24 protein-coding genes, 14 tRNA genes, 1 rRNA gene, 4 pseudogenes and 1 riboswitch are annotated in these 25,082 nt (G+C 40.4%); of the genes and pseudogenes, 10 read left to right on the top strand and 33 right to left on the bottom strand.

What is annotated here, in order from left to right:
- Positions 1-54: 54 nt before the first annotated feature.
- Positions 55-1,257, bottom strand: coding sequence for an ABC transporter substrate-binding protein (locus Len3610_RS00390; protein ID WP_176446205.1), 1,203 nt, complete (start codon positions 1,255-1,257; stop codon positions 55-57).
- Positions 1,258-1,756: 499 nt separating this feature from the next.
- Here Len3610_RS00390 and Len3610_RS00385 point away from each other — a divergent pair, with 499 nt between their 5' ends.
- From Len3610_RS00385 to tenA, 3 genes are all read left to right on the top strand, one after another.
- Complete coding sequence (locus Len3610_RS00385) at positions 1,757-3,169, top strand: MocR-like transcriptional regulator GabR (RefSeq protein WP_176446204.1); 1,413 nt, start codon at positions 1,757-1,759, stop codon at positions 3,167-3,169.
- A gap of 737 nt (positions 3,170-3,906) precedes the next feature.
- Positions 3,907-4,464 carry an alpha/beta fold hydrolase gene (locus Len3610_RS00380; protein WP_369693623.1) on the top strand — a complete coding sequence of 186 codons (558 nt, stop codon included), beginning with the start codon at positions 3,907-3,909 and terminating at the stop codon, positions 4,462-4,464.
- A gap of 1,174 nt (positions 4,465-5,638) precedes the next feature.
- Positions 5,639-5,744, top strand: a riboswitch (TPP riboswitch).
- Between the two features lie 131 nt (positions 5,745-5,875).
- Positions 5,876-6,556: a thiaminase II gene (tenA, locus tag Len3610_RS00375; protein ID WP_176446203.1), complete on the top strand. Its 681-nt coding sequence runs from the start codon at positions 5,876-5,878 to the stop codon at positions 6,554-6,556.
- A 178-nt stretch (positions 6,557-6,734) separates the two neighbouring features.
- On the opposite strand, the gene Len3610_RS20230 is transcribed toward tenA, so the two are convergent.
- The 9 genes from Len3610_RS20230 to Len3610_RS00350 form a co-directional block, all read right to left on the bottom strand.
- Positions 6,735-7,184: a hypothetical protein gene (locus tag Len3610_RS20230; protein WP_217994049.1), complete on the bottom strand. Its 450-nt coding sequence runs from the start codon at positions 7,182-7,184 to the stop codon at positions 6,735-6,737.
- Between the two features lie 26 nt (positions 7,185-7,210).
- Entirely contained in the window at positions 7,211-7,303 is a 93-nt protein-coding gene (locus tag Len3610_RS21550; protein ID WP_369693622.1) for a hypothetical protein, read from the bottom strand.
- A 149-nt stretch (positions 7,304-7,452) separates the two neighbouring features.
- Positions 7,453-7,785, bottom strand: a complete 333-nt coding sequence (locus Len3610_RS20225) for a DNA methyltransferase (protein WP_217994048.1) — start codon at positions 7,783-7,785, stop codon at positions 7,453-7,455.
- A 163-nt stretch (positions 7,786-7,948) separates the two neighbouring features.
- On the bottom strand, positions 7,949-8,113 hold the full coding sequence (locus tag Len3610_RS21545; RefSeq protein WP_369693665.1) for an ApaLI family restriction endonuclease: 165 nt from the start codon (positions 8,111-8,113) through the stop codon (positions 7,949-7,951).
- 37 nt (positions 8,114-8,150) lie between these two features.
- Positions 8,151-8,423: an ApaLI family restriction endonuclease gene (locus Len3610_RS20215; RefSeq protein ID WP_217994046.1), complete on the bottom strand. Its 273-nt coding sequence runs from the start codon at positions 8,421-8,423 to the stop codon at positions 8,151-8,153.
- A complete protein-coding gene (locus tag Len3610_RS21540) occupies positions 8,420-8,554 on the bottom strand; it encodes an ApaLI family restriction endonuclease (RefSeq protein WP_369693664.1) in 135 nt (44 codons plus the stop codon). Before Len3610_RS21540 ends, Len3610_RS20215 begins: the two co-directional genes overlap by 4 nt.
- 269 nt (positions 8,555-8,823) lie before the next feature.
- Positions 8,824-9,474 carry an SDR family oxidoreductase gene (locus Len3610_RS00360; protein ID WP_176446202.1) on the bottom strand — a complete coding sequence of 217 codons (651 nt, stop codon included), beginning with the start codon at positions 9,472-9,474 and terminating at the stop codon, positions 8,824-8,826.
- Between the two features lie 174 nt (positions 9,475-9,648).
- Complete coding sequence (locus tag Len3610_RS00355; protein ID WP_176446201.1) at positions 9,649-10,311, bottom strand: carboxymuconolactone decarboxylase family protein; 663 nt, start codon at positions 10,309-10,311, stop codon at positions 9,649-9,651.
- Positions 10,312-10,471: 160 nt separating this feature from the next.
- Positions 10,472-10,897 (bottom strand): MarR family winged helix-turn-helix transcriptional regulator, encoded by a 426-nt coding sequence (locus Len3610_RS00350; RefSeq protein WP_176446200.1) that lies wholly within the window; start codon positions 10,895-10,897, stop codon positions 10,472-10,474.
- A 135-nt stretch (positions 10,898-11,032) separates the two neighbouring features.
- Between Len3610_RS00350 and Len3610_RS20355 the strand changes: the two genes are divergently transcribed.
- The gene (locus tag Len3610_RS20355; protein ID WP_255259717.1) at positions 11,033-11,629 is read left to right on the top strand and encodes a CarD family transcriptional regulator; all 597 of its coding nucleotides are present in this window, start codon (positions 11,033-11,035) and stop codon (positions 11,627-11,629) included.
- A 9-nt stretch (positions 11,630-11,638) separates the two neighbouring features.
- Here the strand turns inward: Len3610_RS20355 and Len3610_RS20350 are convergent.
- Positions 11,639-11,908 (bottom strand): annotated as a pseudogene (locus Len3610_RS20350) (TetR-like C-terminal domain-containing protein); the annotation flags it as partial.
- 415 nt (positions 11,909-12,323) lie between these two features.
- On the opposite strand from Len3610_RS20350, the pseudogene Len3610_RS00340 reads away from it, so the two are divergent.
- Positions 12,324-13,085, top strand: a pseudogene (locus Len3610_RS00340) (SDR family oxidoreductase).
- A 1,099-nt stretch (positions 13,086-14,184) separates the two neighbouring features.
- Here Len3610_RS00340 and Len3610_RS21535 read toward each other — a convergent pair.
- A pseudogene (locus Len3610_RS21535) lies at positions 14,185-15,028 on the bottom strand (nucleotidyltransferase domain-containing protein).
- A gap of 460 nt (positions 15,029-15,488) precedes the next feature.
- Here Len3610_RS21535 and Len3610_RS00330 point away from each other — a divergent pair.
- From Len3610_RS00330 to Len3610_RS00320, 3 genes are all read left to right on the top strand, one after another.
- The gene (locus Len3610_RS00330) at positions 15,489-15,713 is read left to right on the top strand and encodes a hypothetical protein (protein WP_176446199.1); all 225 of its coding nucleotides are present in this window, start codon (positions 15,489-15,491) and stop codon (positions 15,711-15,713) included.
- Positions 15,714-15,955: 242 nt separating this feature from the next.
- Complete coding sequence (locus Len3610_RS00325) at positions 15,956-16,288, top strand: hypothetical protein (protein ID WP_176446198.1); 333 nt, start codon at positions 15,956-15,958, stop codon at positions 16,286-16,288.
- Between the two features lie 221 nt (positions 16,289-16,509).
- Complete coding sequence (locus tag Len3610_RS00320) at positions 16,510-16,701, top strand: hypothetical protein (RefSeq protein WP_176446197.1); 192 nt, start codon at positions 16,510-16,512, stop codon at positions 16,699-16,701.
- A gap of 764 nt (positions 16,702-17,465) precedes the next feature.
- Here the strand turns inward: Len3610_RS00320 and Len3610_RS00315 are convergent.
- Complete coding sequence (locus tag Len3610_RS00315; protein WP_176446196.1) at positions 17,466-18,437, bottom strand: AEC family transporter; 972 nt, start codon at positions 18,435-18,437, stop codon at positions 17,466-17,468.
- 206 nt (positions 18,438-18,643) lie between these two features.
- Between Len3610_RS00315 and Len3610_RS00310 the strand changes: the two genes are divergently transcribed.
- A complete protein-coding gene (locus Len3610_RS00310) occupies positions 18,644-19,159 on the top strand; it encodes a hypothetical protein (RefSeq protein WP_176446195.1) in 516 nt (171 codons plus the stop codon).
- A 189-nt stretch (positions 19,160-19,348) separates the two neighbouring features.
- The gene (locus Len3610_RS00305) at positions 19,349-20,335 is read left to right on the top strand and encodes a diaminopimelate dehydrogenase (RefSeq protein WP_176446194.1); all 987 of its coding nucleotides are present in this window, start codon (positions 19,349-19,351) and stop codon (positions 20,333-20,335) included.
- A gap of 340 nt (positions 20,336-20,675) precedes the next feature.
- Here Len3610_RS00305 and Len3610_RS21530 read toward each other — a convergent pair whose 3' ends face one another.
- The 20 genes and pseudogenes from Len3610_RS21530 to rrf all read right to left on the bottom strand — a co-directional run bounded on the left by Len3610_RS21530 (position 20,676) and on the right by rrf (position 24,913).
- Positions 20,676-21,008, bottom strand: a complete 333-nt coding sequence (locus Len3610_RS21530) for a hypothetical protein (RefSeq protein ID WP_369693621.1) — start codon at positions 21,006-21,008, stop codon at positions 20,676-20,678.
- 31 nt (positions 21,009-21,039) lie between these two features.
- Positions 21,040-21,180, bottom strand: a pseudogene (locus Len3610_RS21525) (tetracycline resistance MFS efflux pump); the annotation flags it as partial.
- Positions 21,181-21,243: 63 nt separating this feature from the next.
- Positions 21,244-21,630: an MFS transporter gene (locus Len3610_RS21520; RefSeq protein ID WP_369693620.1), complete on the bottom strand. Its 387-nt coding sequence runs from the start codon at positions 21,628-21,630 to the stop codon at positions 21,244-21,246.
- Positions 21,631-21,855: 225 nt separating this feature from the next.
- Positions 21,856-22,158 carry a hypothetical protein gene (locus Len3610_RS00295; protein ID WP_176446193.1) on the bottom strand — a complete coding sequence of 101 codons (303 nt, stop codon included), beginning with the start codon at positions 22,156-22,158 and terminating at the stop codon, positions 21,856-21,858.
- A 62-nt stretch (positions 22,159-22,220) separates the two neighbouring features.
- Positions 22,221-22,571: a hypothetical protein gene (locus tag Len3610_RS00290; RefSeq protein WP_176446192.1), complete on the bottom strand. Its 351-nt coding sequence runs from the start codon at positions 22,569-22,571 to the stop codon at positions 22,221-22,223.
- A 453-nt stretch (positions 22,572-23,024) separates the two neighbouring features.
- Positions 23,025-23,106: transfer RNA gene (locus Len3610_RS00285), tRNA-Leu, on the bottom strand.
- 14 nt (positions 23,107-23,120) lie between these two features.
- A tRNA-Cys gene (locus Len3610_RS00280) sits at positions 23,121-23,194 on the bottom strand.
- A gap of 20 nt (positions 23,195-23,214) precedes the next feature.
- A tRNA-Gly gene (locus Len3610_RS00275) sits at positions 23,215-23,289 on the bottom strand.
- Positions 23,290-23,295: 6 nt separating this feature from the next.
- Positions 23,296-23,370 (bottom strand) — tRNA-Gln (locus tag Len3610_RS00270).
- 20 nt (positions 23,371-23,390) lie between these two features.
- A tRNA-His gene (locus Len3610_RS00265) sits at positions 23,391-23,466 on the bottom strand.
- Positions 23,467-23,479: 13 nt separating this feature from the next.
- Positions 23,480-23,553: transfer RNA gene (locus tag Len3610_RS00260), tRNA-Trp, on the bottom strand.
- A 10-nt stretch (positions 23,554-23,563) separates the two neighbouring features.
- Positions 23,564-23,648 (bottom strand) — tRNA-Tyr (locus Len3610_RS00255).
- Between the two features lie 19 nt (positions 23,649-23,667).
- Positions 23,668-23,743, bottom strand: a tRNA-Phe gene (locus tag Len3610_RS00250).
- A gap of 186 nt (positions 23,744-23,929) precedes the next feature.
- A tRNA-Asp gene (locus Len3610_RS00245) sits at positions 23,930-24,011 on the bottom strand.
- Positions 24,012-24,017: 6 nt separating this feature from the next.
- Positions 24,018-24,089 (bottom strand) — tRNA-Met (locus Len3610_RS00240).
- A 179-nt stretch (positions 24,090-24,268) separates the two neighbouring features.
- Positions 24,269-24,344 (bottom strand) — tRNA-Val (locus Len3610_RS00235).
- 84 nt (positions 24,345-24,428) lie between these two features.
- A tRNA-Glu gene (locus tag Len3610_RS00230) sits at positions 24,429-24,503 on the bottom strand.
- A 12-nt stretch (positions 24,504-24,515) separates the two neighbouring features.
- Positions 24,516-24,608: transfer RNA gene (locus tag Len3610_RS00225), tRNA-Ser, on the bottom strand.
- 4 nt (positions 24,609-24,612) lie between these two features.
- Positions 24,613-24,684: transfer RNA gene (locus Len3610_RS00220), tRNA-Asn, on the bottom strand.
- A gap of 113 nt (positions 24,685-24,797) precedes the next feature.
- Positions 24,798-24,913, bottom strand: a 5S ribosomal RNA gene (gene rrf, locus Len3610_RS00215).
- Positions 24,914-25,082: the final 169 nt, after the last annotated feature.

Below are 25,082 nucleotides of genomic sequence, written 5' to 3'. Positions count from 1 at the left end.
CCTAGAATAATTTGCTATAAACTGGAGAAGGATTCGCCTTCTCCAGTTTTGTTTTTAATCCCAACCTTGAAATGGTACTAATTCTTGCTGTGCCTGATCTTCCGGGTAAACTGTAACCATTTTTCCATTAATCCACTGTGAAACATCCGTAATGGCTCTGTTTTGATTTGTATAGCCGTCAAAATCCTCAAATTTAATTGGTCCAAAAATTGTATCCAAATCTGTACTATCCAAAGCAGATAACACACTTTCTCTGTTAAGCTCTTCCGCTCTTTCAAAAGCATCGGCTAAGACATATATTGCTGTATAACCCTCAATTTCATGTTCTCCCGGTTCATTACCATAAGTTTCAGTAAATTTATCGAAAAAAGCTTGGTACTCTTCGTCGTTTTTATCACCGTGCCATGGCCCTGCTGTTAAAACCGTTTCAGATAAATCACCTGCCTGCTCTGCAAACCCCATAATAGAATGCCCAGCACCTGTCCCAACAAATAACTCTGGTGAGAGGGATGCTTCGTTTGCAGCCATCATCAACTGTGCAGCATCATTATCATTCCCTGAAGTCATCAAAACCACCTCTGGATTCAAACCTTTTGCCTGTTCCATAATCGGTTTCAAGTCTAATTCCCCTGCAGTGTATTCGAACATTTCATACTCAACATCCGAGTTCTCTACATAACCCTGTAAACCATAGTCATAAACTGCTTCTCCAAAAGCATTATCAACGTTGATATGAGCAATAGATTCTGGAGGATTCTCATTAAAATAATCTAATAATGCATTTGGATACATGCCTGCCGTTGGATTTAAACGATAAACATATGTGTACCCTTCCATAGTTGCCAAATCACTGGATCCATGATCAATTAAGTATGGGATTTGATTTTCCTCTGCTACCTGCGCTTCAACTAAAGTAACCCCCGAAGAACGTCCACCTGTTAAAGCTAGAATCCCATCGTCCGAAACCAATTTTTCAGTCGCAGACCTAGCATTTTGTGCGTCTCCCTCAGAATCTTCAATTACAATCTCTATCTCCTTACCATTAACCCCACCAGCCTCATTAATTTCTTCAGCAGCCATAGTATAAGCTTGTTCAAATTTTTCCCCAAACACTGCATTACCACCCGTCATTGGTAGTACTGCACCAATTTTAATGGTGTCACCTTCAGATGAAGCATTTTCTGAATTGCACCCTGAGATAATCAACACGATAAATACAAAACTAAAAAGAATAAGCCCTTTCTTTACAATACTCACCAAATATCTCCCCTTTTTATTATTTTAGAAACCACAAATGTAACCGATATCATTTTCTGATGTACCAATTTCTCCATATCCCTCCTTCTTTCAATTAAGGCTACTTTAAACTTTCATCATTTTGTTCCAAATCTAATGATCAATAAAAATCTATGTTTGAAATCCTTTCGTAAGATCCATACACACAATTTTTATTAGACCATGGTTGATAGATGCTACGGCGGTTACACTTGAAGAACTGGTCCATTACTTCTAATCTACATCTTTAATCGTGGTTTCTTTTGCTCTCTTTGCTAAGTTTAAATTACCATTACTGACAGGCAGCCTTAAGTAGATACTTCTACCTTTTCACCTGCAACTGATTTGAATCAGTGGTAACGGCTCCCAAAATGGAACCCCATTTTACTATATACTGTGAATTTATAGACTAGTATGATATATTCTTTTTATAATGAAAAGTACCAGAATTGAAAAAATTTAGGTACCAGGGGGCAATCAAATGATCAAATTCCACATCAATCAAAGTGAAAACGCCAATTATATTTATCAGCAAATTTATGAAAGACTGAAAGGATTCATTTTAGAACATAAAATTACTGCAGGTGATAAGTTGCCATCAAAAAGACAACTTGCAAATGAATTGGGGGTAAGTATCAATTCAGTTGCAACTGCTTACGATCAATTACTTGCAGAAGGATACATTTATACAATTGAACGAAAAGGATATTTCGTTGAAACTGTTGGTCATTTTATTAACGTTCCCTCCCTGAAGGAATATAAATTACCAAAGTATTTAAAAGAAACTTCCAACCATAAAAAAGGTTGGCTGTCTTTCTCTCATATCGCAACGGATAGTTCTAGGTTTCCTTTTAACGAATGGATGAAAAGTCAACAGAAAGCGATCAAGGAGCATAAAAGGGAGTTTGCTGAAATCACACATCCTCAAGGCCCTTTTACCGTAAGGAGGGCAATTTCGGATATGATTGCTTTAACGCGCGGTGTAACTTGTGAACCTGAGCAAATTGTTATCGGCTCCGGCACTCAGCCTTTAGTTCATCAGTTAATGGCTATGCAATCTTCAAACATAAAAATAGCTGTCGAAAACCCGGGCTATTCACGTATTTTTCAATTGCTGAAGACCTTGAATCTTAATGTACTTCCTATTGAATTAGACAAAGAAGGTATTGATATTGGAGAACTAAAAAGAACGAAGCCTGATTTTTTGTTTGTTACACCGTCACATCAATTTCCGACTGGAGCGATTATGCCAATATCCAGAAGAGTTGAACTATTGAGTTGGGCTACTATGAAAGAAGATCGATATATTATAGAAGATGATTACGACAGCGAATTTAAATATGGTACAGATAACATTCCTTCCTTACAAAGTCTTGATCAAAATCGTCGTGTTATCTATGTTGGAACTTTTTCTAAGACACTGTTACCGAGCTTCCGAATCAGTTACATGGTATTGCCACCTAAATTACTGGAGAAGTATAAATACCATTATTCGGATTGGATTCAGGGAAGTAACTCGCTCCATTTATATACGTTACATGACTTTATACAAAGGGGTGAATATGCCAGGCACATTAAACGAATGAATCAACATTATAATAAGAAACGTAAACACCTAATTAATGCACTTCGATTAAAATTTCAAGGTAACATACACATAAAAGATGTACCAGCTGGTCTCCATTTTCTTGCGACATTCAATGCAGAAAAAAGCTATGAAAAAATCAATGAAAAAGCACAAGAAGAGAAACTGGAAATCTATACAATAAAACGGTTTATGCTGGAAGGTGAGGTTAAAAGATCGAGCAATATTCAGCTCGTCATTGGCTTTGCCAGTATTAAACAAGAAGACATCGCTGAGGCAGTGGATCGGTTGTATAGAGTGGTTTATTGATTGTGGGTTGTTGTAATATGCAAGATAGACAAATCGACTGCAGCTTAATGACTCATTTTTAATATCAATACGAAGACTGCCCCAAAGTGTTCATTTTTATTTAGCGAAAACCGTCTATTTTAGTTTAGCATTTACAATACTGCTTGTCTGTTTATGATCTTTCCTTTTCCATTCTCATTCCACACAATGTCCATAAGCAAATCTTAATAGCCCCCCCTTTACCTCTTTAATCGAAACATTTTAGCATTTGGGGGCACCAAAATGAAAAATATTTTTTATTTTTTTAACCGAAAGATGCCACTTTTCCCGGGTTCGTTTCGATTATAGGAGTGAGAAAGGTGCTTTTTGATACGTTGGGATGAAATGATAGCAGTAGTTATACAGGTGAACGTGAAAACCAAGTGGCGGGAGTTGTTATTTTGCGGACTTTTCGGAAATAGATTAAACTGATAAGTACCAACTTACTATAACTCTAAGGGGCTGATAGTCATGTCAGTAAACGGAAAGTACATTGAAATCGATTCTGGAATCGAATTATTCGTTCAGGATGTTGGACAGGGTGAACCAATTGTTTTTATTCCGGGATTTTACATTCACAACTGAGGTATTTCAAAACAGGTGGACTATTTCTCAAAAACGAATCACGTCATTGTCCTTGACCCCAGGAGCCACGTGAGATCCACATTGACCGTACATGGCAATGATTATGTGACACATGGTACGGATTTGGCCAAGTTTTGAAGCAATTAGATGTGGAGAACGTCACACTTGTCGGGTGGTCCTTTGGCTGCTTGACGGTCTGGGAGTATTTCAAACAATATGGATACGAGAATATCAAATCAGCTGTTTTAGTTGATATGCCGCCGAAATCATTATCTGTCCATAGCGATGATTGGGTAGAAGGAACACTGGACGATATTGCGGCGATTTATACGTCACATTTGCGGAACCCACAAGGTCAGCGGGCATTCATCACAGACTATATTAATCAAGTCATGATCCAGCGGGAAGTAAAGCAAGAAGAACTGAATTGGCTTGTTGAACAATTGCTCAAAACACCATACTATATTGCGGCGAACGTTTTTGCATCAGGTATGTTTTCCGATTACCGAGATGAAACGCATTCCCTAAGCAATTCCGTTCCAACCTTAACAGTTGTTGCAGAACATTGGGCAGATACAGCTTCTTCTTATATAAAAAAGGTTTCGCCTGAATCAAAAATCGAAGTGCTCGGCGGACATATGATGTTCTGGGAGCATGCGGATCAATTTAATGAAATGCTGGCAAGTTTTTAAAATAAAGAGAAACCTCAATTTGTCTGCAGGGCAAGTCGGTGATCGAATGGTTATGATTGTAGGGGTGTATCTTGAGGAAAAACATTTATCGCGTTATGCACAATTTTATTAATCGGTTTATATTTGCATGTAATTCCTCTGATTCCTCTAATATTGACAAAACGGATAACAGTGAAACCAAAGCAACTTTCACAGGAACCATTGAAGAAATAAATGGTCAGAATGCTCTTGTTACAATAGATGAGGGTGAATATACTTAAATCAGGAGGCGAAGCAACTGTGAATCTTTCAGTTGCCGGCGATATAGCATGGCAAATCGGTGACAAGATTTAAAGTCGAATATGACGGTGAGATAAGAGAAAGCTACACTGGTATTAATACAACTTTTGTAGAGTTTGTTAAATAATTGAGCTTTGTTAAATGACAATAAGGCTGCCAGCCATTATTGATAGTTGGGTAGCCTTATTTTGGCGGTTGAAGTTCACCTTAACTTCTATTTTAACTACAAAAGGATTCATAATTTGCTATAATAAAAACTGAGCTACATAAGCAGTTGGCGGTGGAGCCTTTGCTGCTCGTCACTTTGACAATGGAATATGTCAAAACGAGAGGAGTGATATATTATATTGATTACGCTTTATCAAGGCATCATGCTCATGATCAGCTTTGGTCATTACTCATGCTGGTCATGACGCTAAATTGTTTTGATTTAAGAAAGTAATCCCACCTGTAAAAAATGGACACGTTGGGACTACCTCTAACCCACTCCACCGCAACTTCTTGCGGCGTAGCTTAGAGAACTCCGACTCCCACTGTCGGGGTTCTTTTTAGTATTATGCTTTCTACTTTCATTATATGCCAACAATGATTGTATTTCAAGGTATCGTTACTTAAATTTCTATATATATTAAGTTTCCACTAATCCCGGCATAGCTAAACGTAAGAGAAAATAATTCACATCAGTGAAAGCCCAGTTTTAACAAATGACTCGTACCAACCGTATGGCACACCCCTCTGCAAAATAATCTCTTTCATAAAGAAATTCCTACTTAATAATTATACAATACAAGATATATTTTATTAAGAATAATACCGTTTGCAAATTTTAAGTTAATCCTTATTTTTGCCGGCTGTTTTCTTTCATCATAAGTTATGCTACCATATAAATACAACATTATTTCACTAGGGGTGCCTTTTAAAGGCTGAGATTAGAGTGTACTCTAAGACCCTTTGAACCTGACCTGGTTAGCGCCAGCGGAGGAAAGTGGACATTATAGCATTATTTAAAATAGGCGAATTCAACCATAAGTATTAGGCATGTGCAAATGTTCGATCTATCTTTTAATGACCTCCCTTTTCTTCGTGTGCGCCCGTGTCGGGTCAACATTAATCAAGAAGGGGAGGATTTTTTATGCGTTTTACGGAGTCATTGCGTGAAACAACGACAGAAAGCTGGGAACAGAGTCTGAATCATCCGTTTGTCCAGGGGATTGTCCGGGGAGACCTGCCGCTTGATACGTTTAAGTATTATATTCTGCAGGACATCTACTATCTGAAGCATTTTGGCAAAGTGCATGCCATCGCCGCTGCCCAGTCGAATGATTTTCAAGTGACAGCGATGCTTACGGAAAAAGCCAAAATGACGGCTGAAGCAGAATTGACTGTTCACCGCGAACATGCGGAATTGCTGAACATCACCGAGGATGACATGAACAACTTCAAACCGGCACCGACAGCCTATGCCTATACATCACATCTGTACAGGGCAGCACTTTCCGGCCAAACCGGCCAGACGGTTGCCGCGATGCTTCCGTGCTACTGGCTATACGCTGATATCGGAAAGAAAAACCAGGATGCAAAGCCCGGGGAAACCATCTATCAAAATTGGATCAACATGTATGCTGATGATTGGTTCCAAACATCAACACAGGAGCAAATCGATTTGCTGGACCAGATAGCTGAGGAAGCAAGTGACAAAGAGAAAGAAAAGATCAAGGAGCAATTTGTTATGGCGAAAGAATACGAGCTGGCATTTTGGGAGATGGCCTATACGAAAGAAAAATGGTTATCGGCTAAAAGAAGTACTGTTTGATTGCCAAACTAGATGACATCCTGGTTCATTCCAGGATGTCATCTTTATAGTGATGGCTGGAAGGCCTCGATAGATGCCTAAAATGGGATCAGAAGTAAAGAGTGTTCGTCATGTGGAAAATGATCCAGCTGACTCGGGTTACTCTTAATATTACCGGCAATTATATTTCGAACATCCATTATTTAAAAGAGATTGTATTCCTATTATCAGCTATCCAGTCATTTATCTGCAAGTCGTAACTATCGACAACTAAGATATTGTTATGATTATTTTGTTTTATATCATCAATGAAGAGTGTGTGGTCATGTTTCGTCCGGACCAGGACACTTAAAAGACAACCTCGTTTTTTGCTTGCATGCCGTAATTTTTCGATCGCTTCGTCCAAACTTTCATTGTCTGACTGTATTTTGACAGGTACTGGTTTATCCTCATAGTATTCACTTAAAAAGCCATCAATTCCGCTATTCCTTTGAACAGGGACAGCATCTATTGACTTTAGTAATGCTAGTTCCCTATCTGTTTTATTGATATATTTCTCTTTACCTTTTTGCAGCAAATGCGATGACGTTTTAACCGGATTTTCAAGACGCTGTTTCGTTAATTCAACAGCATCCTGTTGAAACGTCAATGCCAATAGACCGTCTATTCATTAATTCAGCCGCTACTGCAGTCGTTTCGCCCCTCGCAGAAAGGATCTAATACCAAATCACCTTCATCACTTGCTATTCTGATGATTTGTTCCAGCAAACAGGATTGTTTTTGCGTGGGTAACCGGTACGTTCTTTAGCCTTGGGATTTAAAAATGTATTTCCCATACGTCTGACAAGGGGACACCTTTTTTGCTTACCCAGTAACAGTATATTTCCATTTTCATCCTGCTTGGTATCTGGACTCTGTTATTTTTCATCTCTGACACGTTCCTGTAGAATTTGATCGACGTTTGTTGTCTCCGAATAACTCGTATAGATTCTATTAAATTTAAAATTTCTTGTTTTACTATAAAAATAAATGGTCTGGTGATTATTCAACAGGCCGGATTTTGAATTAGACCATCTTTTGTAGGACCATACGATTTCACTTTGAAAATTTTCCATCCCGAAAACTTCATCAAGTGCCATTCTTAAATAATGGGAGGCATACTTGTCACAATGTAAAAAGACTGCCTTTGCTTTTAAGACCCTATGGCACTCAATTAGCCTGTCCTTAATAAACACATAGTAATCATTCATCGACTCCCAGCTATCTTAAATGAATATTCCTTTGCATTATCTCTGTTTTCAGTTTCTGGTTTTTGGGTAATGGCGGATCCAAATAAATGAGATCAACACTGCCAGTTTCGACATTTTTGTTTTTTACAGTCCCAGTAATATTGACATTTAAAAAATCGCTCCTTTATCCCGAATTTTCCCCAACTATTTTTAAAAGGATTCCTTTTAAATCAACTCCGGTTTCCTTATGAACAAAATCCCACGCCCCATCACCATGATGATAATGTCCGTCCACACCGTTGTAAAGGGCTTCCAATTCCTGTTGTATTTTGACGGCCTGTTTTACGATTTGGATAGTAAAACATTAGTCTATGTGTGTATATCCTTTATCTTTGATTGACCTGAATCTTGTATGTTCCTTTCGTATATGTCTCCATCTGTGTAGCATCACGCCATTTAATTTCATAGGCATCTTGACCGACCAAACAATCTATCTCGAACTTTTTTGGCCGTTGTCCGATCGTATTTGGTATCCTAACCTTTTTTTCAGCACGTTCGCCATATTTATGTTCAAAACAAAGAATCGTTGCTTCTTCAAGAAAAGAGCCACATTTATACAGGAAACGCCCTTTATTCTGGGTATATATCGATTGCTTCACCTTCTTCTTCTGTAACCCTTTAAAGCCTGATATACTAAAATAATGACTTTATTATCATCTTTCATTTCTTTTATTCTTTTGAGAACCTGTTGATCTAGTTTGGCAGAATAGTATTTTGCCAATTCTATTATTTGCTGTTCGATTTTATATCAATCCTTATGTATGAACAAATTCTTATATTTAATTATACCACATGTTAACAATATTATCGTATTCTATTTTAAAAACAGCCCAACCCGTAATTCTTGCACAAAATCCCTTGGATATATGCACCCACCGTTTGGCAAAAAGTTCATTTAACTTCCGATTAGGCACAAAACTTGCAACACATACCGGCACAAAAAAGACACTTCACCTCATTAGTGAAGTGTCCATCAAGTCAAACAGCTATTCCCTTCACTTAAATTGAATTAATCGCTTCCTTAATAGCTGTCGTTCCACCTACTACCTGAAATTCCTTTCCAATCGTTGAATTATTTTCCAGACTTGCAAGGATGACACTGGCGATATCCTCCCGTGGAATCTCATCCCTTTCAACTTTGGTTCCTGCATTGACTTGACCAGTCCCTTTTTCATTTGTTAACAGGCCTGGATGGATAATCGTATAATTCAAATCAGAGTCTTTCAGCCATTCATCCGCATAATGCTTGGCTGCCACATACGGTGCAAAGGACTCTGGAGCTTCCTGGATCGCTTCACGTGTGGTATCAAATGAGCTGATCATAACAAACCGCTTCACACCGGCAGTTTTTGCCGCTTTAATTGTTTTAACAGCCCCATCCAAATCCACCATAATCGTTTTGTCTTTTCCTGTATGTCCCCCGGAACCTGCAGTGAATACAATCGCATCGACGCCTTCAGCAGCTTCCGCAATCGCGTCGATATCTTTTTCGAGATCCACGATAGCCGTTTCCGCACCCAAGTCTTCAAAAAAGGACGCCTGCTCTTCATTGCGAATCATTGCCTTCGCATTCAGACCATCGCTGTTCTGAATAAATGTCACGAGATGTTTTCCAATTTGACCGTTCGCCCCAGCGACAAGAACTTTCATGCAATCCATCCTTTCTGTCTAAATCATATACTTTTCTTACTTACATTGTCATCCATTCAAAATTGATAAACAACTATTCTGCTTTTAAATCGGGGTCAAAGTTGACTTATTTATGTTAAAAGTCCGATAACTGTTTTGAATCATCCAATCAGCATCTGACAAGTTAAAACCCCTTTATGCTTCACCATAACTCTCAATCATATTCGCCATATGGGCATATGAACCGCCTGCCAACATCGCGGAAGCAACCAACACGGCTTCACTGAGCTCTTCTCTCGATACGCCCAGCTTATCGGCATTTTTTGTATGAACATCGATGCAATAAGGGCAAAGGGTTGCGTGACCGACAGCCACTGCGACGATTTCCTTGAATTTCGTACTCAATTCCCCTTCTTTCATTGCTGCTTCATTGAATCCGGAATAGCCTTGAAATGCATCTTTCGCATGCTTGCCCAGCTGATTGAGATTCTTCAGGTTGGAACGCTCGTACAATACATCACCCGCATCATCCGACAGCGTGTTATGCATATTGGTGCTGTGTGTAACGGCACCGCCTGCTTCAACGGCTGTTGTCACATAAACGCCTTCAACCAATTCTTCAAGTGTTGCTCCTTCTTTTTTCGCTTTTTTAGTGTGCGAATCAATGCAATACGGACATTCGGTGACATGTGCAACTGTAACCGCGATGATTTCCTTTTCCTTTTTGGTCAGGGCACCGTCCTTGAAAACACCATCGTTAAACGCTGCAAAAGCCTTCGTCTGCTCCGGCGCAAGATCTTTCAATTTACTTAAATGCTGCGCCTGACTTGTCTCATAAAAACTGCCAGCCAATGTCATTCCTCCTTGTCTATTCTTATATTGTCTATTTTCACGCTTTTGGTATAAAATAACAACTATTCTGATTTTAGAACTTAGTGATGATAGACTAAGTCATCAAATCAAGATTGCAACACCCCGAAGCAAACGTACCTATGCCAAAAGTTTGTTGAGCCCTATATTATAACCCCCAGTCCAATTTTAAAATCTCTTTCAACTGTGTCACTTTTTCGGTACCGATATTTTCGGCAATTTGTTTTTCAAGCATTGACTCCAGTGATTCATTTTTTCTATAGCATTCTTTCCCAAAATTCGTTAATGTGATGGATCGTTCTTTTTTATTATGTTCCATGGCTTTTATATGCACCAGCCCTTTTTGCTCAAGCTGCTTAATGAATTTATGTGTCGCCTGGCGGGAGATATCCACATTTTTGGTCACCGAAGAAATGGTTGTCTCTCCCTTCTGATAAATTCTTGCCAGAATAAACCGCTCTGATTTTGCCAGATAAATGTCACTTCTCTCATCCCAAAGACTCTCAGATAATTTCCGAAGCTGAAGATGACGTTCGCTGATCATATCAATTAAATTCAGACTTTCCAAATTCATTTTTAACACTCCTTAACTATTGGTAATATATACAATCCATCCCTCATTGTCAATTAAGTTGACATTTTTCCAAAAAAGATATATAACGGAAATAGTCAACTTGGTTTACAATAGTGGTTAAAAGGAGATACCTAAATGCATGATATTGGCGATTTGATTATCTATTCCGGACACGGCATATGCCGGGTGGAGGACATCTCTGATAAGGAAGTGAATGGAGCTGTCAAAACTTATTATGTGCTGCATCCGATTGAAGATAACCAGCACCAGTTAACGATAAACGCCCCTGCAGAAAACAAAAACGTTATGATGCGGAAATTGATGAACAAGGATGAAGCAAAAAAAATCCTGGAATCGTTCCAATCGAAGGGTGTTGACTGGATTGACAATAGCAATTCCCGGATTAAGACCTATAATGCTGCTCTCAACTCCGGAGACCGGATGGAGATTGCCAAAACAGCCAACACCCTGATACGGAAAAAACATGTCTATCAAGCAGAAGGCCGAAAGTTTTTTGAACAGGACAGTAAACTTTTAACAAACATACAAACCATTTTGTTTAAAGAACTGTCCATCGTGCTCGAGACGTCGACCGATGACATTAAACAAGAAATAATCAGAATTTATTTCATAGTGCATAATACTCGAAAAGTAAAGCCGCCAGACTGGGCGGCTTTGCTTTTTTGGGTAATATCTATTGTCATCCTTTCGAAAAGGGCTATTGATAGATAAAATAGCTATGAGTTGCTCATTTAGTTCCTCGGCTGAAGTCTTATAGCCTTCACGATGCCATTCAATCAAAATACCGAGAATGGCATTCGTCTGGTAGCTGACAAGATAATCCGTATTTATATCCTGATTTGCCTCCAATTCCCTTTCATCCACGGACTTTTTCATAATTGAGCGCACGGTATCAAATAGCAAATGATAGTACACCATTGGTATACGTTCATCAAAGACGATCCGATAGAAACCTTGATATTTCTTGACATGATGAAATATTTTAATCATATCTGCCTCAATATCCTGAATCGCAAAGTTCGTCTTTATAATAAGGTCCCTCATAGATTGTCTTAAATCTTCCACAATTCCCTACTAATAGTGTAAAAACGCCATGAACGTCTTTGTAGTGTAAATAAAAATGTGCCACGATTGATGTTGCAGTGCGGCATAGTTCGGCTACTTGTTATAGATCCAAGGCTTCGATTTTAATAGGGTCAATAAAGCGTGGCGTAAATTTTCCTGCGTTTTAATAACCCGCAGATCCTGTTTCAAATTTTTTCACTCCATTGCTGAACATTTTTATAAATAAGTCAATTACTGAACGTTTATCGCATTTTTCGTTGTTTGTGCTTCTTTTCCTCCTCGAGTATAATTTTATTGTACACAATGTTCAATATTTATCATCATTTCAGGAGGGAAAAGGATGAAGTTAAAAGACAAAGTTGCAGTTGTAACAGGTGCAGCTTCGGGTATGGGAAAAGCAATTGCCGGTTTGTATGCTAAGGAAGGCGCAAAAGTAGTGGCTGCTGACCTTAACATAGAAGGTGCAGAAGCAGTCGTTAAAGAAATTGAACAAAAATAATGGACAAGCTACGGCTGTTCAAGTGAATGTTGCGAAACAAAGATATTTGATAACATGGTCGATACTGCCGTGAATAAAATTTTGGCACGTTGGATATTTTAGTAAATAATGCAGGGATCATGGACGGTTTGAACCAGCAGGGAAGTTCTTTGATGAACGCTGGGGGTCTCATTTTGATGTGAATACAAAAGGCGTTATGAGAGCTATACGTAAAGCCCTGCCCATTTTCCTGGAAAACGAAAGGGCGTTATCGTGAATACTGCTTCAACCGGCGGATTCAACGGGGCTCATGCAGGCGCAGCATATGGTGCATCAAAAACATGCAGTCATTGGTCTCACGAAAAACACGGGTTATATGTATGCACAGAAAGGTATACGTTGTAATGCCATCGCGCCAGGCGGTGTCGCAACGAATATTTCATCATCGATGGAAAATGTCAGTCAGTTTGGAATGGAGCGTACCAAACCAGTACAGGCTGTTGATGCCGAGAGTCGGAACAACCGAGGAAGTTGCAAAGCAGCATTATTCTGGCATCCGAGGATTCAAGCTTTCTAAACGGAACAGTTCTGACAGCTGACGGCGGGTGGACTGCTGCATTCTAATTTTTACCGGGCTTGTGAGTGCATTGTACATGTCAGAACAGATTGAGTGGCAGTTGGATCCCTCTTTTCTTCTTGGATTTACCTTATCGTCTTGAGGTGGGGGATTCCAAAAACAGGGTATCTAGTGCCGACAATCCGACCTACATAGCGTTTTGTCGGCCTGTCAGTTGCATGCGGCAATATATTATTAGCTTTTATGTTCATAACGGGAGCATAAAGATTCGTCACGTTCAAATTGTGCTCTAAATTTGCGACTTTTGATCGAGAGAAGGCCTGTCTCGTGTAAAGTGCGCTTCTTTTTTGCTGTGAGCAATCATGAGAACAACTCTCTCGTGCATAATGCGCTTCTTCATTGCTGTGATCAATCGTGAGAACAACTCTCTCGTGCATAATGCGCTTCCTCATTGCTGTGAGCAATCGTGAGAACAACTGTCTCGTGCATAATGCGCTTCCTCATTGTGTGATCAATCGTGAGAACAACCTCTCGTGCAAATGCGCTTCCTCATTGCTGTGATCAATCGGAAACAACCGTCTCGTGCATAATGCGCTTCTTCATTGCTGTGAGCAATCGTGAGAGAACAACTGTCTCGTGCAAAGTGCGCTTCTTTTTGCTGTAATCAATCGCGGAGAAACAACTATCTCGTGCATAATGCGCTTCTTTTTTGCTGTGAACAATCGTGAGAACAACTCTCTCGTGCAAAGTGCGCTTCTTTTTTGCTGTAATCAATCGTGAGAACAACTGTCTCGTGCATAATGCGCTTCTTTTTCGCTGTAATCAATCGTGAGAACAACCGTCTCGTGCAAAGTGCGCTTCTTTTTTGCTGTAATCAATCGCGAGAACAACTATCTCGTGCATAATGCGCTTCTTTTTTGCTGTGAGCAATCGTGAGAACAACTGTCTCGTGCATAATTCGCTTCTTTTTTGCTGTGATCATTCGTGAGAACAACTGTCTCGTGCATAATGCGCTTCTTTTTGCTATGATCAATCGTGAGAACAACTCTCTCGTGCATAAATTCGCTCTTTACTGCTGCCGAAATTTGTCTGCTTGTAAAGTTTCGGCTAAATGTTGATCCCTTCGCCCAATTTATCAAATTTTAGTTAAACAATTGAACGATCAACCAAGCCTTCCGTTTCACGAATCAGCTCCTGAAGTATGCTTACAGCGCTGCGTGTACTCTCCGGATTGGTCGAAATCAGCGAAAAGATCTCATCTGTCCTTTTCTTATAATTTTCTGGCTTGTCAGGAAATCCTTCAATCATGCGTACTGCTTTTTTCTCATTGATGCAATAGGTTTTGTTCCAGGCGAACAACACCTGATTCAGGCAGGCTATGCTTCGAAAACAGTGACCGGCCACATATGTCATATCATCTTTTCCCGCATTATCTTTCGCGAACATGAGGGAAAAAATCGCTTCAAACAGGAAATAACCGGTAATCGCATCTTTAATGCCTTGGGTAAGGCATCGTTTTGGCTTTCAGGTCTGCGATTTGTTTTTCTGGGTCAGTTAAAAATTCACAAATCGCAATTTCGCCCATATACATGACATTCAGGAACGCATGTGGATGTCCAGTGTGGATAGTGCGATGAAACATTGCCTGATAAACAATCATCAATAACTTGTGAGACCCTGTGAATGTCCCGAAAATCAAATCAACATGATATCCCTCAACACCAAGCCATCCGCCGCCGTTAATCCATGGCCCCCACTCTCCTAATGAACTGACCAGATTTTCCCGATGTTTGTCATCCAATTGTTGAGCTATTTTTTCAACTGCCTTCACATCAAAACCAGTTGCTTCATCATAATAGATGCCGATATCAATATCCGACGTTTCATGATGAGTCCCTCTTGCCCGTGAGCCGCCTAAAACAACGCCAACAACTCCCGGAACATTACTTATTTCATGGCTGACTTCATCTAATATTGTTTGAATGGTCATGTCATCCCCTCCTGTCCTCTTTCTTCTGATTATTGTACAATTTACAGATTCTCCAAACGAGAAAGCCCATCGTCTTGAGACATGGGATGAAAGTGAGGTCAGATACGGAGCACCACAAAAAGAAGGATTGTGTACTTGAAGTATCTGAAATGAATTAAGTTTAAAAAGATTAAGTGTATTTAGTAACCGATTTCTTGCTTTCTGATTGTCATAGGTATACTAAAAATGAAACATACGTTCCCTTTAAAGAGGTGTTCACATTGGCTAAAACAACATCCCAACGTTTGTGTAACCCTTGAATTAGACTATAACACAGAATATTTGCTGCCATCACTGATGAATTGGAAATTTGCCGCATCATATATAATACCGTTCTGGAATACTTGAAACGTGAAAAACAAATGAAGCGGAAAAGGCATACAAGCGATTAATTCGGCAACTGCAGGGCCTTAATAAGAAATTGGCAAAAGATGACCATGATGCCTCGCTATCAGGAAAAGAAAATAATCAATCAAAGCTTCATCTTTTAAGAAAAAAAATATGGACTGACCGAGTTTGCTTCACACGCGTGGGTAAAGCCTGTTCGTCAGCACTTTCATATAATAAAGTGATGCAGCTGTTTGCGCAAAAAATAGCCCTCCGCGCCTGGCTGACATTCAGTAAAAAAACTATTCGGCAAAGCTAAGCATGTTCCGCTTTGTTCGAAAAGACATGGAGAGTTTGAAGGGAAAACGAACACGACAGGCTGGGCGGTTTATAGATGGATTCTCGTTTATAAGATTTGACAACGCCACTGAAAATCAAAAAGAACGATGCCTATGCTTTCTTAAATCCTCATCACTTGGATCAACAGACACCATTCTCCTATACAATCATATCAGACGGAAAAGAGAAAACGGTACATGATCAATTACAGGGTTAAAATTTGTGCGGATTGTTCAAAAAGAAGTAGGGCGCATACGCTATTTTGCTGATTTGGTTATCAGCGGGTATCCACCATCCAAAAACAGAAAGCTTGGAAAAGGAGATGTTGGATTGGATATTGGCACATCAACCCTGGCTGTCTCATCATTAGCAAAAACTGCCTTATTCAATTTAGCGGAACAGGTTCAAGAAATATCACGTGATATTCGATTGGTCAACGCAAAATGGACCGTTTCAAGACGCGCGACAAACCCGCAAATTTCAATAGAGATGGCACGATCAAACAAGGCAAGAAAACCTGGGTATTTTCCAATCGTTATCGGAAACATCGTGTAAGATTAAAAGAATTGCATCGCAAACAGCAGTGATTCGGAAATTATCCACCGTGCTTTAGCAAATGAACTTCTCACGCTTGGGTGATCACTTTTATACGGAAACCATGCATTTTAAAGCCCTGCAAAAAACGAAAACAGAAAACCGAAAATATCCGGGAAAACAGGAAAAAAAATGTACGTAAAAAACGTTTTGGAAAAACATTCGGCCATCGGGCACCTGCTATGTTTATCACCATACTGCGCGAAAAAGTGATACGCCTTGGCGGTACTTTTGTAGAGGTACATACTCAGAAGTTCAAAAGCCAGCCAGTACTGCCATGTTTAAAAATATTATACAGCAAAAAGCCATTGTCACAGCGCTGGCATGTGATTGATGACATACAAAGCTTGCAGCGTGATTTATCCCCGCCTTAACGGGCAGCAAGACCCCACTTCAATATTACAATTAAATTAAGAAAGACTTGTGGGGCCAGCTGCCCGTAAAGGTCCGATCTGTTCAACTAACATTCAGCGTAAGAACCGCACCGCTGAATGAAGTTTCACTTTATATTCAGCCTTTTTATTTATGATGAATGCCAATGAATCGGGACCAAACCAAATCGAAGCAAATGTAAGGCACTTTCCATTGTTTAAAGTTGCCATGACCAAGCAATACAAACATTGTAAAGGACAAAAGATGATTTTAAAATTCGGGAATCAGTGTAAAAAAACTAATGCACACATACAGCGGTGTGATACCACCGGCTTGCGAAAGTCAAAAATGCGGTCGTTAATGCAGCAGAAGGCTGCTTTGCGTGAAAGTTTCTGAAGGAAAGGTCCCAAGTATCTGAACAGCCTAAATGTCGAGCACATGCAAATGTGTCTGTGGCTGGCCGCGGCCGAAGAAGGACAATAGATTCAGAACCCCACTGCTTTAGCTGTGGGAATATCAGCATGGAAATACAAGCAACTATACCATTCTTCACATGATTTATCTTGATTAGCTCAAACTATGGGAAAAGGAGGTTTCCAATGAGCACTGATAAAGGGAAAAAGAAAAAGAACAAAAACAAAGAAGAATTAAATGCTATGAAAGGCGGTAAAGAAAGACATCGCCGTAATCGTTCTTAGAGGATGACAGATTTTAATAATCAAGGAAATCCGGACTTGGATTTTCCTTGATTGTTAAAAGTTTACGCTCATCCAATCATTACAACAAGAAAAATCGAGATGGTCATAACCGAAACGACGGTTGTCGCCAATATGTACAAAGGAATTTGCTTCACGAGTGTCTGGTATTTTTCAGCAAATACGTAAACAATCGCACCGGTTGGCAGAGCTGACAGTATGACAACGGACGTTGCCCATAAGTCATCATCCAGCGGGAACACAACATAGACAAATAAAATCGCGAATAAAGGCAAAGCGATTAATTTTAAGCCAATTAATGTAAGCATCTCAGGCAACTGGTAAGTTTTGTTTTTCAATACACTTCGCTGGCCGGTTAACCCCAATCCCAATGCAAATAAGGCAGTCGGACCTGCTGCAGGGCCTAATGTATCTGTAAATACATAAACCGGATCGGGAAGCGGGATTTGTGAAACAGCGACAATAATCCCTAATAACAGTGACGCATTAATCGGATTCAGTAGTACCGATTTTGCGATCATTCCGGACAGTGATAAAAAGCTTGTCTGTCCGTCATGTTTTTTATTCATCGCTTTGGCTGCTTCAAATGATCCGACAACCAGCGTGATGATGGTCAGATCATAAATAAACGTAACAATCGCTGCCGGCACAGCGGCTTCCTGCCCAAATGCTGCAACCAACAGCGGGATGCCCATAAAACCGGTATTGCCATATGTAGTAACCATTCCGTACATGCTGACTTCGGGAAATGTTTTTTTAAATATGTATTTAAATATCAGGACTGTTAAAGCAAAGCAGCTAAAAATGATGCATAGATTAGCCAGAATAAATTTCACATTTAAAATTCGATCCACCGGTGCAGTGGCCAGCGAAAAGAACAATAGTGCCGGCAGTGCAAAATAATACACAAAATTGTTTAACGATGATGTGCTGTTAAATGACAATAATGAAAGCCTTCCAGCCAAAAAGCCACATAAAATGATCGCAAAAATCGGGATGACTACCTGAAATAATACGATCATTGAAACGCCATCCCCCTTCGTTTGTTGTGTAACGTTGCCTTTCTAATTATCTATTCCCTCATCGTATTATAAAAAGACCGGACCATCAATGAACTCCGGTAACATTATTTTTAAATTCCATTAAAAACTTCTCCTATTTAAACCAGTCACATAAGATTAGGCGAAACCATACAATACCTCTAGGCAAATGGCTTGGAGGCGATGAAATGGATAAACACCCAGAGCAAATTTTGAAGAATTGGGAAGGCAACCCTCTAAAGGGAGCAAAAGAAATCATCCAAAAGGATGGTTATCCTCAAGAAGCGACAGAGAGCAAACTGGTCTGGCATCATAACGGGGCGTGGAAACGCACAATCGTGCACCGGGAGACGGTTCCGCATAATTTTCCCCACCCGCATCCTGACTTTTTGGAACAAACGATTGACTATCAGGTCCCACCACAATTGTATGACGATATTGTCATATTTGATGGCAGTCTGACCATTGACCGTACAAAAGGTGAGGTTACCTCCATGTGTGACCAGGAAGCGATGAACCTGTTGTCTATAAATATCATGAACGATATCGTCATGGGACGTTGTGATGTGCAGAGTGCCAAAGCATTTCTGTCAGATACAGCCTATATGTATCTCAAAATGGGTCAATCATCACCATACACAGAAGGATTTCTTTTTCCGAGACAATTCAATACCGGTGATCCGGGTATCTGCTATTTTGAATGAATAACCCTTCTTACAAGAAAAAGCAGTGGGGCCATAATGGTACTTTCCATTCAGACCCACTGCTTTTCTATCTTATCTACCGGGACAGCTTTAGAAATCAGCCATTGCTCTACATTTGATTTTCCTTTTAAAATTATTTAAGGTAGTATGAGAAGGTAATATATTTTCATGACTTAAGGAGATTTGTATATGAGCCAAAACATCAAACTCGGAATCGTTGGTTACGGTAATCTCGGGAAAGGTGCCGCAAAAGCTATCAAAGAGACTGCTGACTTGGAGTTAGTTGCCGTTTTCACCAGAAGAGATCCGCAAACACTCGACCTTGATGACTCAAGTGTTAAAGCTGTACATATTGATAAAGCAAGTGACTACCAAAATGATATTGACGTGATGCTGCTTTGCGGGGGTTCTGCAACAGACTTACCTGAACAAACCCCGCACTTTGCAAGCATGTTCAATACTGTGGACAGCTACGATACACATGCTAAAATTCCTGAGTTTTATCAATCGGTTAATGAAGCAGCAACAAAACATAATACAACCGCTGTTATTTCAGTTGGCTGGGATCCGGGCTTATTCTCCATTAATCGTGTTATGGGTGAAGCGATTTTGCCTAATGGCGGAAACTATTCATTCTGGGGTAAAGGACTCAGCCAGGGACACTCTGATGCCGTCAGAAGGGTCGAAGGTGTAAAAAGTGGTGTGCAATACACTATTCCATCTGAGGAAGCAATTGAAAAAGTACGCAATGGTCTTAATCCGGAATTAACCAAAGCAGATAAACATCGCCGCGTTTGCTATATTGTAGCTGAAGAGGGTGCTGACAAAGCAGCCATTGAAAATGAAATCAAAACCATGCCGAACTATTTCGCTGATTATGATACCGAAGTAAATTTCATTTCAGAGGAAGATCTGGAACGCGACCATTCAAAAGCACCTCATGGCGGTTTCGTTATACAAAGCGGAAATACAGGTCACGATAACAAACAAATTTATGAGTTCTCGCTCACATTAGACAGTAACCCTGAATTCACCGCAAGTGTATTAGTCGCATATGCGAGAGCAGCCTACAGATTAAGCCAGGAAAAGCAATATGGTGCCAAAACGGTTTATGATATTGCACCAGGCTATATTTCACCAAAATCAGCAGAGGAATTAAGAAGAGATTATTTATAAGACATTAATGTTGCAGCAACTCCCTTTCTCGTGAAGGGAGTTGTTTCATTATGTTGCTTCTATAAGTTCATAATTAGAGCATATCCATGTTTAAAAAGTGATCGTTAATACTCTGCTTAATTTTTCGAGGATATTTGATACCTTCCGAAATCTGATCTTGACGCATAAACCCGAAACAGCATATATGCCAGCATGGATAAGAAAATACCTGAAATATAAGGCAGGCCAATGCTGATGGAATACAGGAAACCTCCCAGTACCGGTCCAATAATTCTCCCCAATGAATCAAATGACGATAAGTATCCTGTCACAATGCCGTAACCTGTATTAGATTTTTTCGTTAATAATAGGGACACACTTGGCCTGATAACACCGTTACCGACACCGAAAACAGCAAAGAAAAATAGCGGCGTGTAAAGTCTTGTGTAAAAGAAATAAGTCCAAAACCTAATCGCTGACATGACAATACCTGCTTGAATGATAGCGGCTTCCCCATATTTTTTGTCAATTTTCCCATCGATCCTTGGACAGCTGCACTGGCCAGTCCCATAATTATAAAAATATAACCTAATGAAACAGCATCCAACCCAGCCGTTGCTGCGGCAAAATAAGCGAATGTTGCTTCCAGGCCGGATAACGACAGTGAAATAAACAATTGCAGAAAATACAGCATCGCTAATGGTCCGCCTGCAACGTTTCGCCATGAGAATTTTTTGTTTTGAAACAGCTTTAGTTGAAGCCAGTTGTATCGATTCTCTCAGCACAAAAAATACGAGAATCAGCGTGAGGAATGATAAAATCCCTGAAATATAAAAAGGTGCTTGTAAGTTAATATTTGTAAAAATACCGCCAATTGCCGGTCCACAAATAAAACCAAGTCCGGTAGCCGCTCCTATGATCCCATTCCCTTACCGCGCTCTTCCTTCTGTCGTTATAATCTGCACGTAAGCCTGGGACTGTTGGCATGTTGGCGGCTGATATACACCGCCAATGACACGAGCGGCAAACAACATCCATAAATTTGCAGAAAGTGCCAACATGAAAAAAGACAATGAAAGGCCAAAAATACCAACCATAATCACCGGCTTTCGACCGATTTTGTCAGAAATCCGCCCCCACATTGGCGCAAATAGAAACTGCATTAATGAATAAACAGCCATTAATAATCCAAGTTCAACTGGCGACGCTCCCAGTTCCTCTGCATAGAAAGGAAGCACTGGTATAATGATCCCAAATCCAACCATGACCAGAAACATTATCGTAAAAAGAATGGGGAGTACGGGTTTAAGTTCCAATGTTATTCCACCCTTGATGTGATAGCCAATAAAATCTGCTGCAAGCTCCATTAATAAGTCAAATTAAATCAGAACTAATTATATCATATCGGAATAAGAAAAAGTCTGTCGAAAATCACAGGGTATACACGAATCATAAAATGCTCACAAACGTGGAGTTACTGACATTTGTGGCCTTTTAAATCACCTCTTCATTGATGTTATGTAGAATGAGAAGGTAAGTGGTTACCTTCTCATCCCCCTCTCCATTAGTCTTACTGTCGAAACATCGTTTTTTCCTTTAAAATGGTGATCATTATTTTTCGTTAAATCCTCTAATTTCCGAACAGCTTTATCAAATTCATGGTTTGTTAGTTGTTGAGTGGATAGTAATGAGCATAGCATTGCATATGCCATGGGTGTCGTATCAATCAGTATGCTTATATCAACATCAGAATTGCCACTGTCCTTGATAATGGATTCAACTGATTTTTCAACCTCGGCTTTTCTCCTCTCATCCAACGAATACAAATTATCCAGGCTTTCCATAATTATTGCCTCACTTTCAGAATCAAAGTGGGATAAACCATCCCACTTTGATAATGGTTGTTTTAATGTTTACCTTTTTTATGCTTTTTCCGTTTTTTGCAATTGCACCGACCGTTCTCATCGTCCTGTACGCCGGCTACTTCGTCGTCATCTTGAAAGTCTTCGCCGAATTCAGTTTCGCACTCAACATCAACTTCCATATCCACATAAGAGTTTCCACTGTTGACGACTCTAGCGATATTGATATTCCGGTTTCTGTTTTTCAGATCGTTTTCGTTGTCATTTTCAAATTCATTATCAAATTTTATATCGCTGTCGAAATCAACTTTTGACTTTAAATCGGCATCAGATTTCGCCTTAGCCTTTGAAAAACTGACCTCCTGATTTCCTTTATCATCATATTTCTTCCACATATCACATTTCTCCTTTCCTGATATATTGACAATGTATGCGAATACTGTTCTGATAGGAAAGGCCTCTACCATATGGCAATTGATGAATTATTACGGATCTGCTGGTGAAGCTGCGAAATAATGATAATATAACCTATTTCTCTATAACGACGTATAAAAAGAGTTAGAAATCGGGATTAGTCGTTTTCACGACATCGAGTTTTAAGAAAGTGTATTTAACCAGGGAACCTTTGACGCATTTGTATAATTAAACTAATCTACCACTCAAAATCCACCTTCTTGCTATTTTCTGCAGTTTATTAATTTTCCTTCTGGCCTTTTTTGTCTACCTCACTGTACACGACTTGATGCACACGATTTTTCTGCCTGAATCCCAAAAAATGGATAATAAAAAAAGAGTCCTCACAACTGTGAGAACCCTTCAGTCTAAAATTTTTTCACGTTCTATGTCGATACCGGTGGTGGGGCTCGAACCCACACTCCCGTAGGAACACGATTTTGAGTCGTGCGCGTCTGCCAATTCCGCCACACCGGCATATTCGTTAACTTTGGAGGCGGTAACCGGATTCGAACCGGTGATAAAGGTTTTGCAGACCTCTGCCTTACCACTTGGCTATACCGCCACCGCCAATAGGAAAGAAAATGGAGCGGAAGACGGGATTCGAACCCGCGACCCCCACCTTGGCAAGGTGGTGTTCTACCACTGAACTACTTCCGCTTTTAATGGCTGGGCTAGCTGGATTCGAACCAGCGAATCACGGGATCAAAACCCGATGCCTTACCGCTTGGCTATAGCCCAATAACATCTCAATAATGATATGGGGCGACCGGTGGGGATCGAACCCACGAATGCCGGAGCCACAATCCGGTGCGTTAACCACTTCGCCACGACCGCCATAATAAAATTATGGCAGGGGTAGTAGGAATCGAACCCACATCAAAGGTTTTGGAGACCTTCGTTTTGCCATTAAACTATACCCCTACTTTTAAAATGGTGGAGGGGGAGGGATTCGAACCCCCGAACCCTGAGGGAGCGGATTTACAGTCCGCCGCGTTTAGCCACTTCGCTACCCCTCCATATTAAATTCATCCAAAGTGGTGGCTCGGGACGGAATCGAACCGCCGACACACGGATTTTCAGTCCGTTGCTCTACCGACTGAGCTACCGAGCCGCAAAAAGTTTATAACTCCAATTCAATGCTAGCTTCTAATTTTCAATCCTCGTCGTGTTGCAAGTAATTTCGGTGAAGCAGCACTCCTCGCAAGCCTGCACATAGATGATTATTCGATGATGCAAGCGGCTTGCTCTACCGACTGAGGCTACCGAGCCAGCTGTGTACTATATACTATATTTAAAGTGGGCGGTCCCGGACGGGACTCGAACCCGCGACCTCCCTGCGTGACAGGCAAGGCATTCTAACCAACTGAACTTACCGACCAATTTGATTGCGGGGCAAATTCGAACTTGCGACCTTCGGGTTATGAGCCCGACGAGCTACCAGACTGCTCCACCCCGCGATATAAATGAAATATAAAATTGTTCATAATTCCTTAGACATTTTAACCCAACTGCTCGTCGTGTTGCAAGCTATTTCGATGGAGATGCACTCCTCGCAAGCCTGCACATAGGAGCAATTTCAATGGTGATTACGGCTTGCTCCACCCCGCGATGTGAGGTAAATATTAATTTATTTTAATGGTGGAGGATGCTGGGCTCGAACCAGCGACCCCTTGCTTGTAAGGCAAGTGCTCTCCCAGCTGAGCTAATCCTCCAAGAATGAGATGGGTTAATGCATGTGTTGCGATAAATTCAATGTGAATTTAACATGGTTTAATTAATATCTCTTAAAATAAAACTGGTGACCCGTACGGGATTCGAACCCGTGTTACCGCCGTGAAAGGGCGGTGTCTTAACCACTTGACCAACGGGCCAATCTGTGAAAATGGCGGAGAGCGAGGGATTCGAACCCTCGAGACCGCGATAGCGGCCTACACGATTTCCAATCGTGCTCCTTCGACCAACTCGGACAGCTCTCCAAGGCTCCACAGGCAGGATTCGAACCTGCGACCGATCGGTTAACAGCCGATAGCTCTACCACTGAGCTACTGTGGAATAATCCAAAATGAATTTCATTGCAGTATAGCCCAATATAATTGTGCCCGTCGTATTGCAAGCCGTTTCGATGCGGTTGCACTGCTTGCGGCCAGCTGCTGTGGAATGGATTTGCCTGGCGGCGTCCTACTCTTGCAGGGGTTAAACCCCAACTACCATCGGCGCTGGAGAGCTTAACTGCTGTGTTCGGCATGGGAACAGGTGTGACCTCTCCGCTATTGCCACCAGACCTTTAGAATGCATGTTGTAAAATGTCATTCACATCCCGTGAATACTTCAACAATATATTCTAAGCAAAACCAAGTGATCGCATAATTTTTATACCAGCAAATATTATAATTGTTTTTGTGAAAAAATCAAGGATTATATTAAAATTTTGCACCCTGAAAACTAAATAA

The organism is Lentibacillus sp. CBA3610 (assembly GCF_013373365.1).
Lineage (GTDB): Bacteria > Bacillota > Bacilli > Bacillales > Amphibacillaceae > Lentibacillus.
This window is presented reverse-complemented; position numbering and strand designations above follow the sequence as displayed.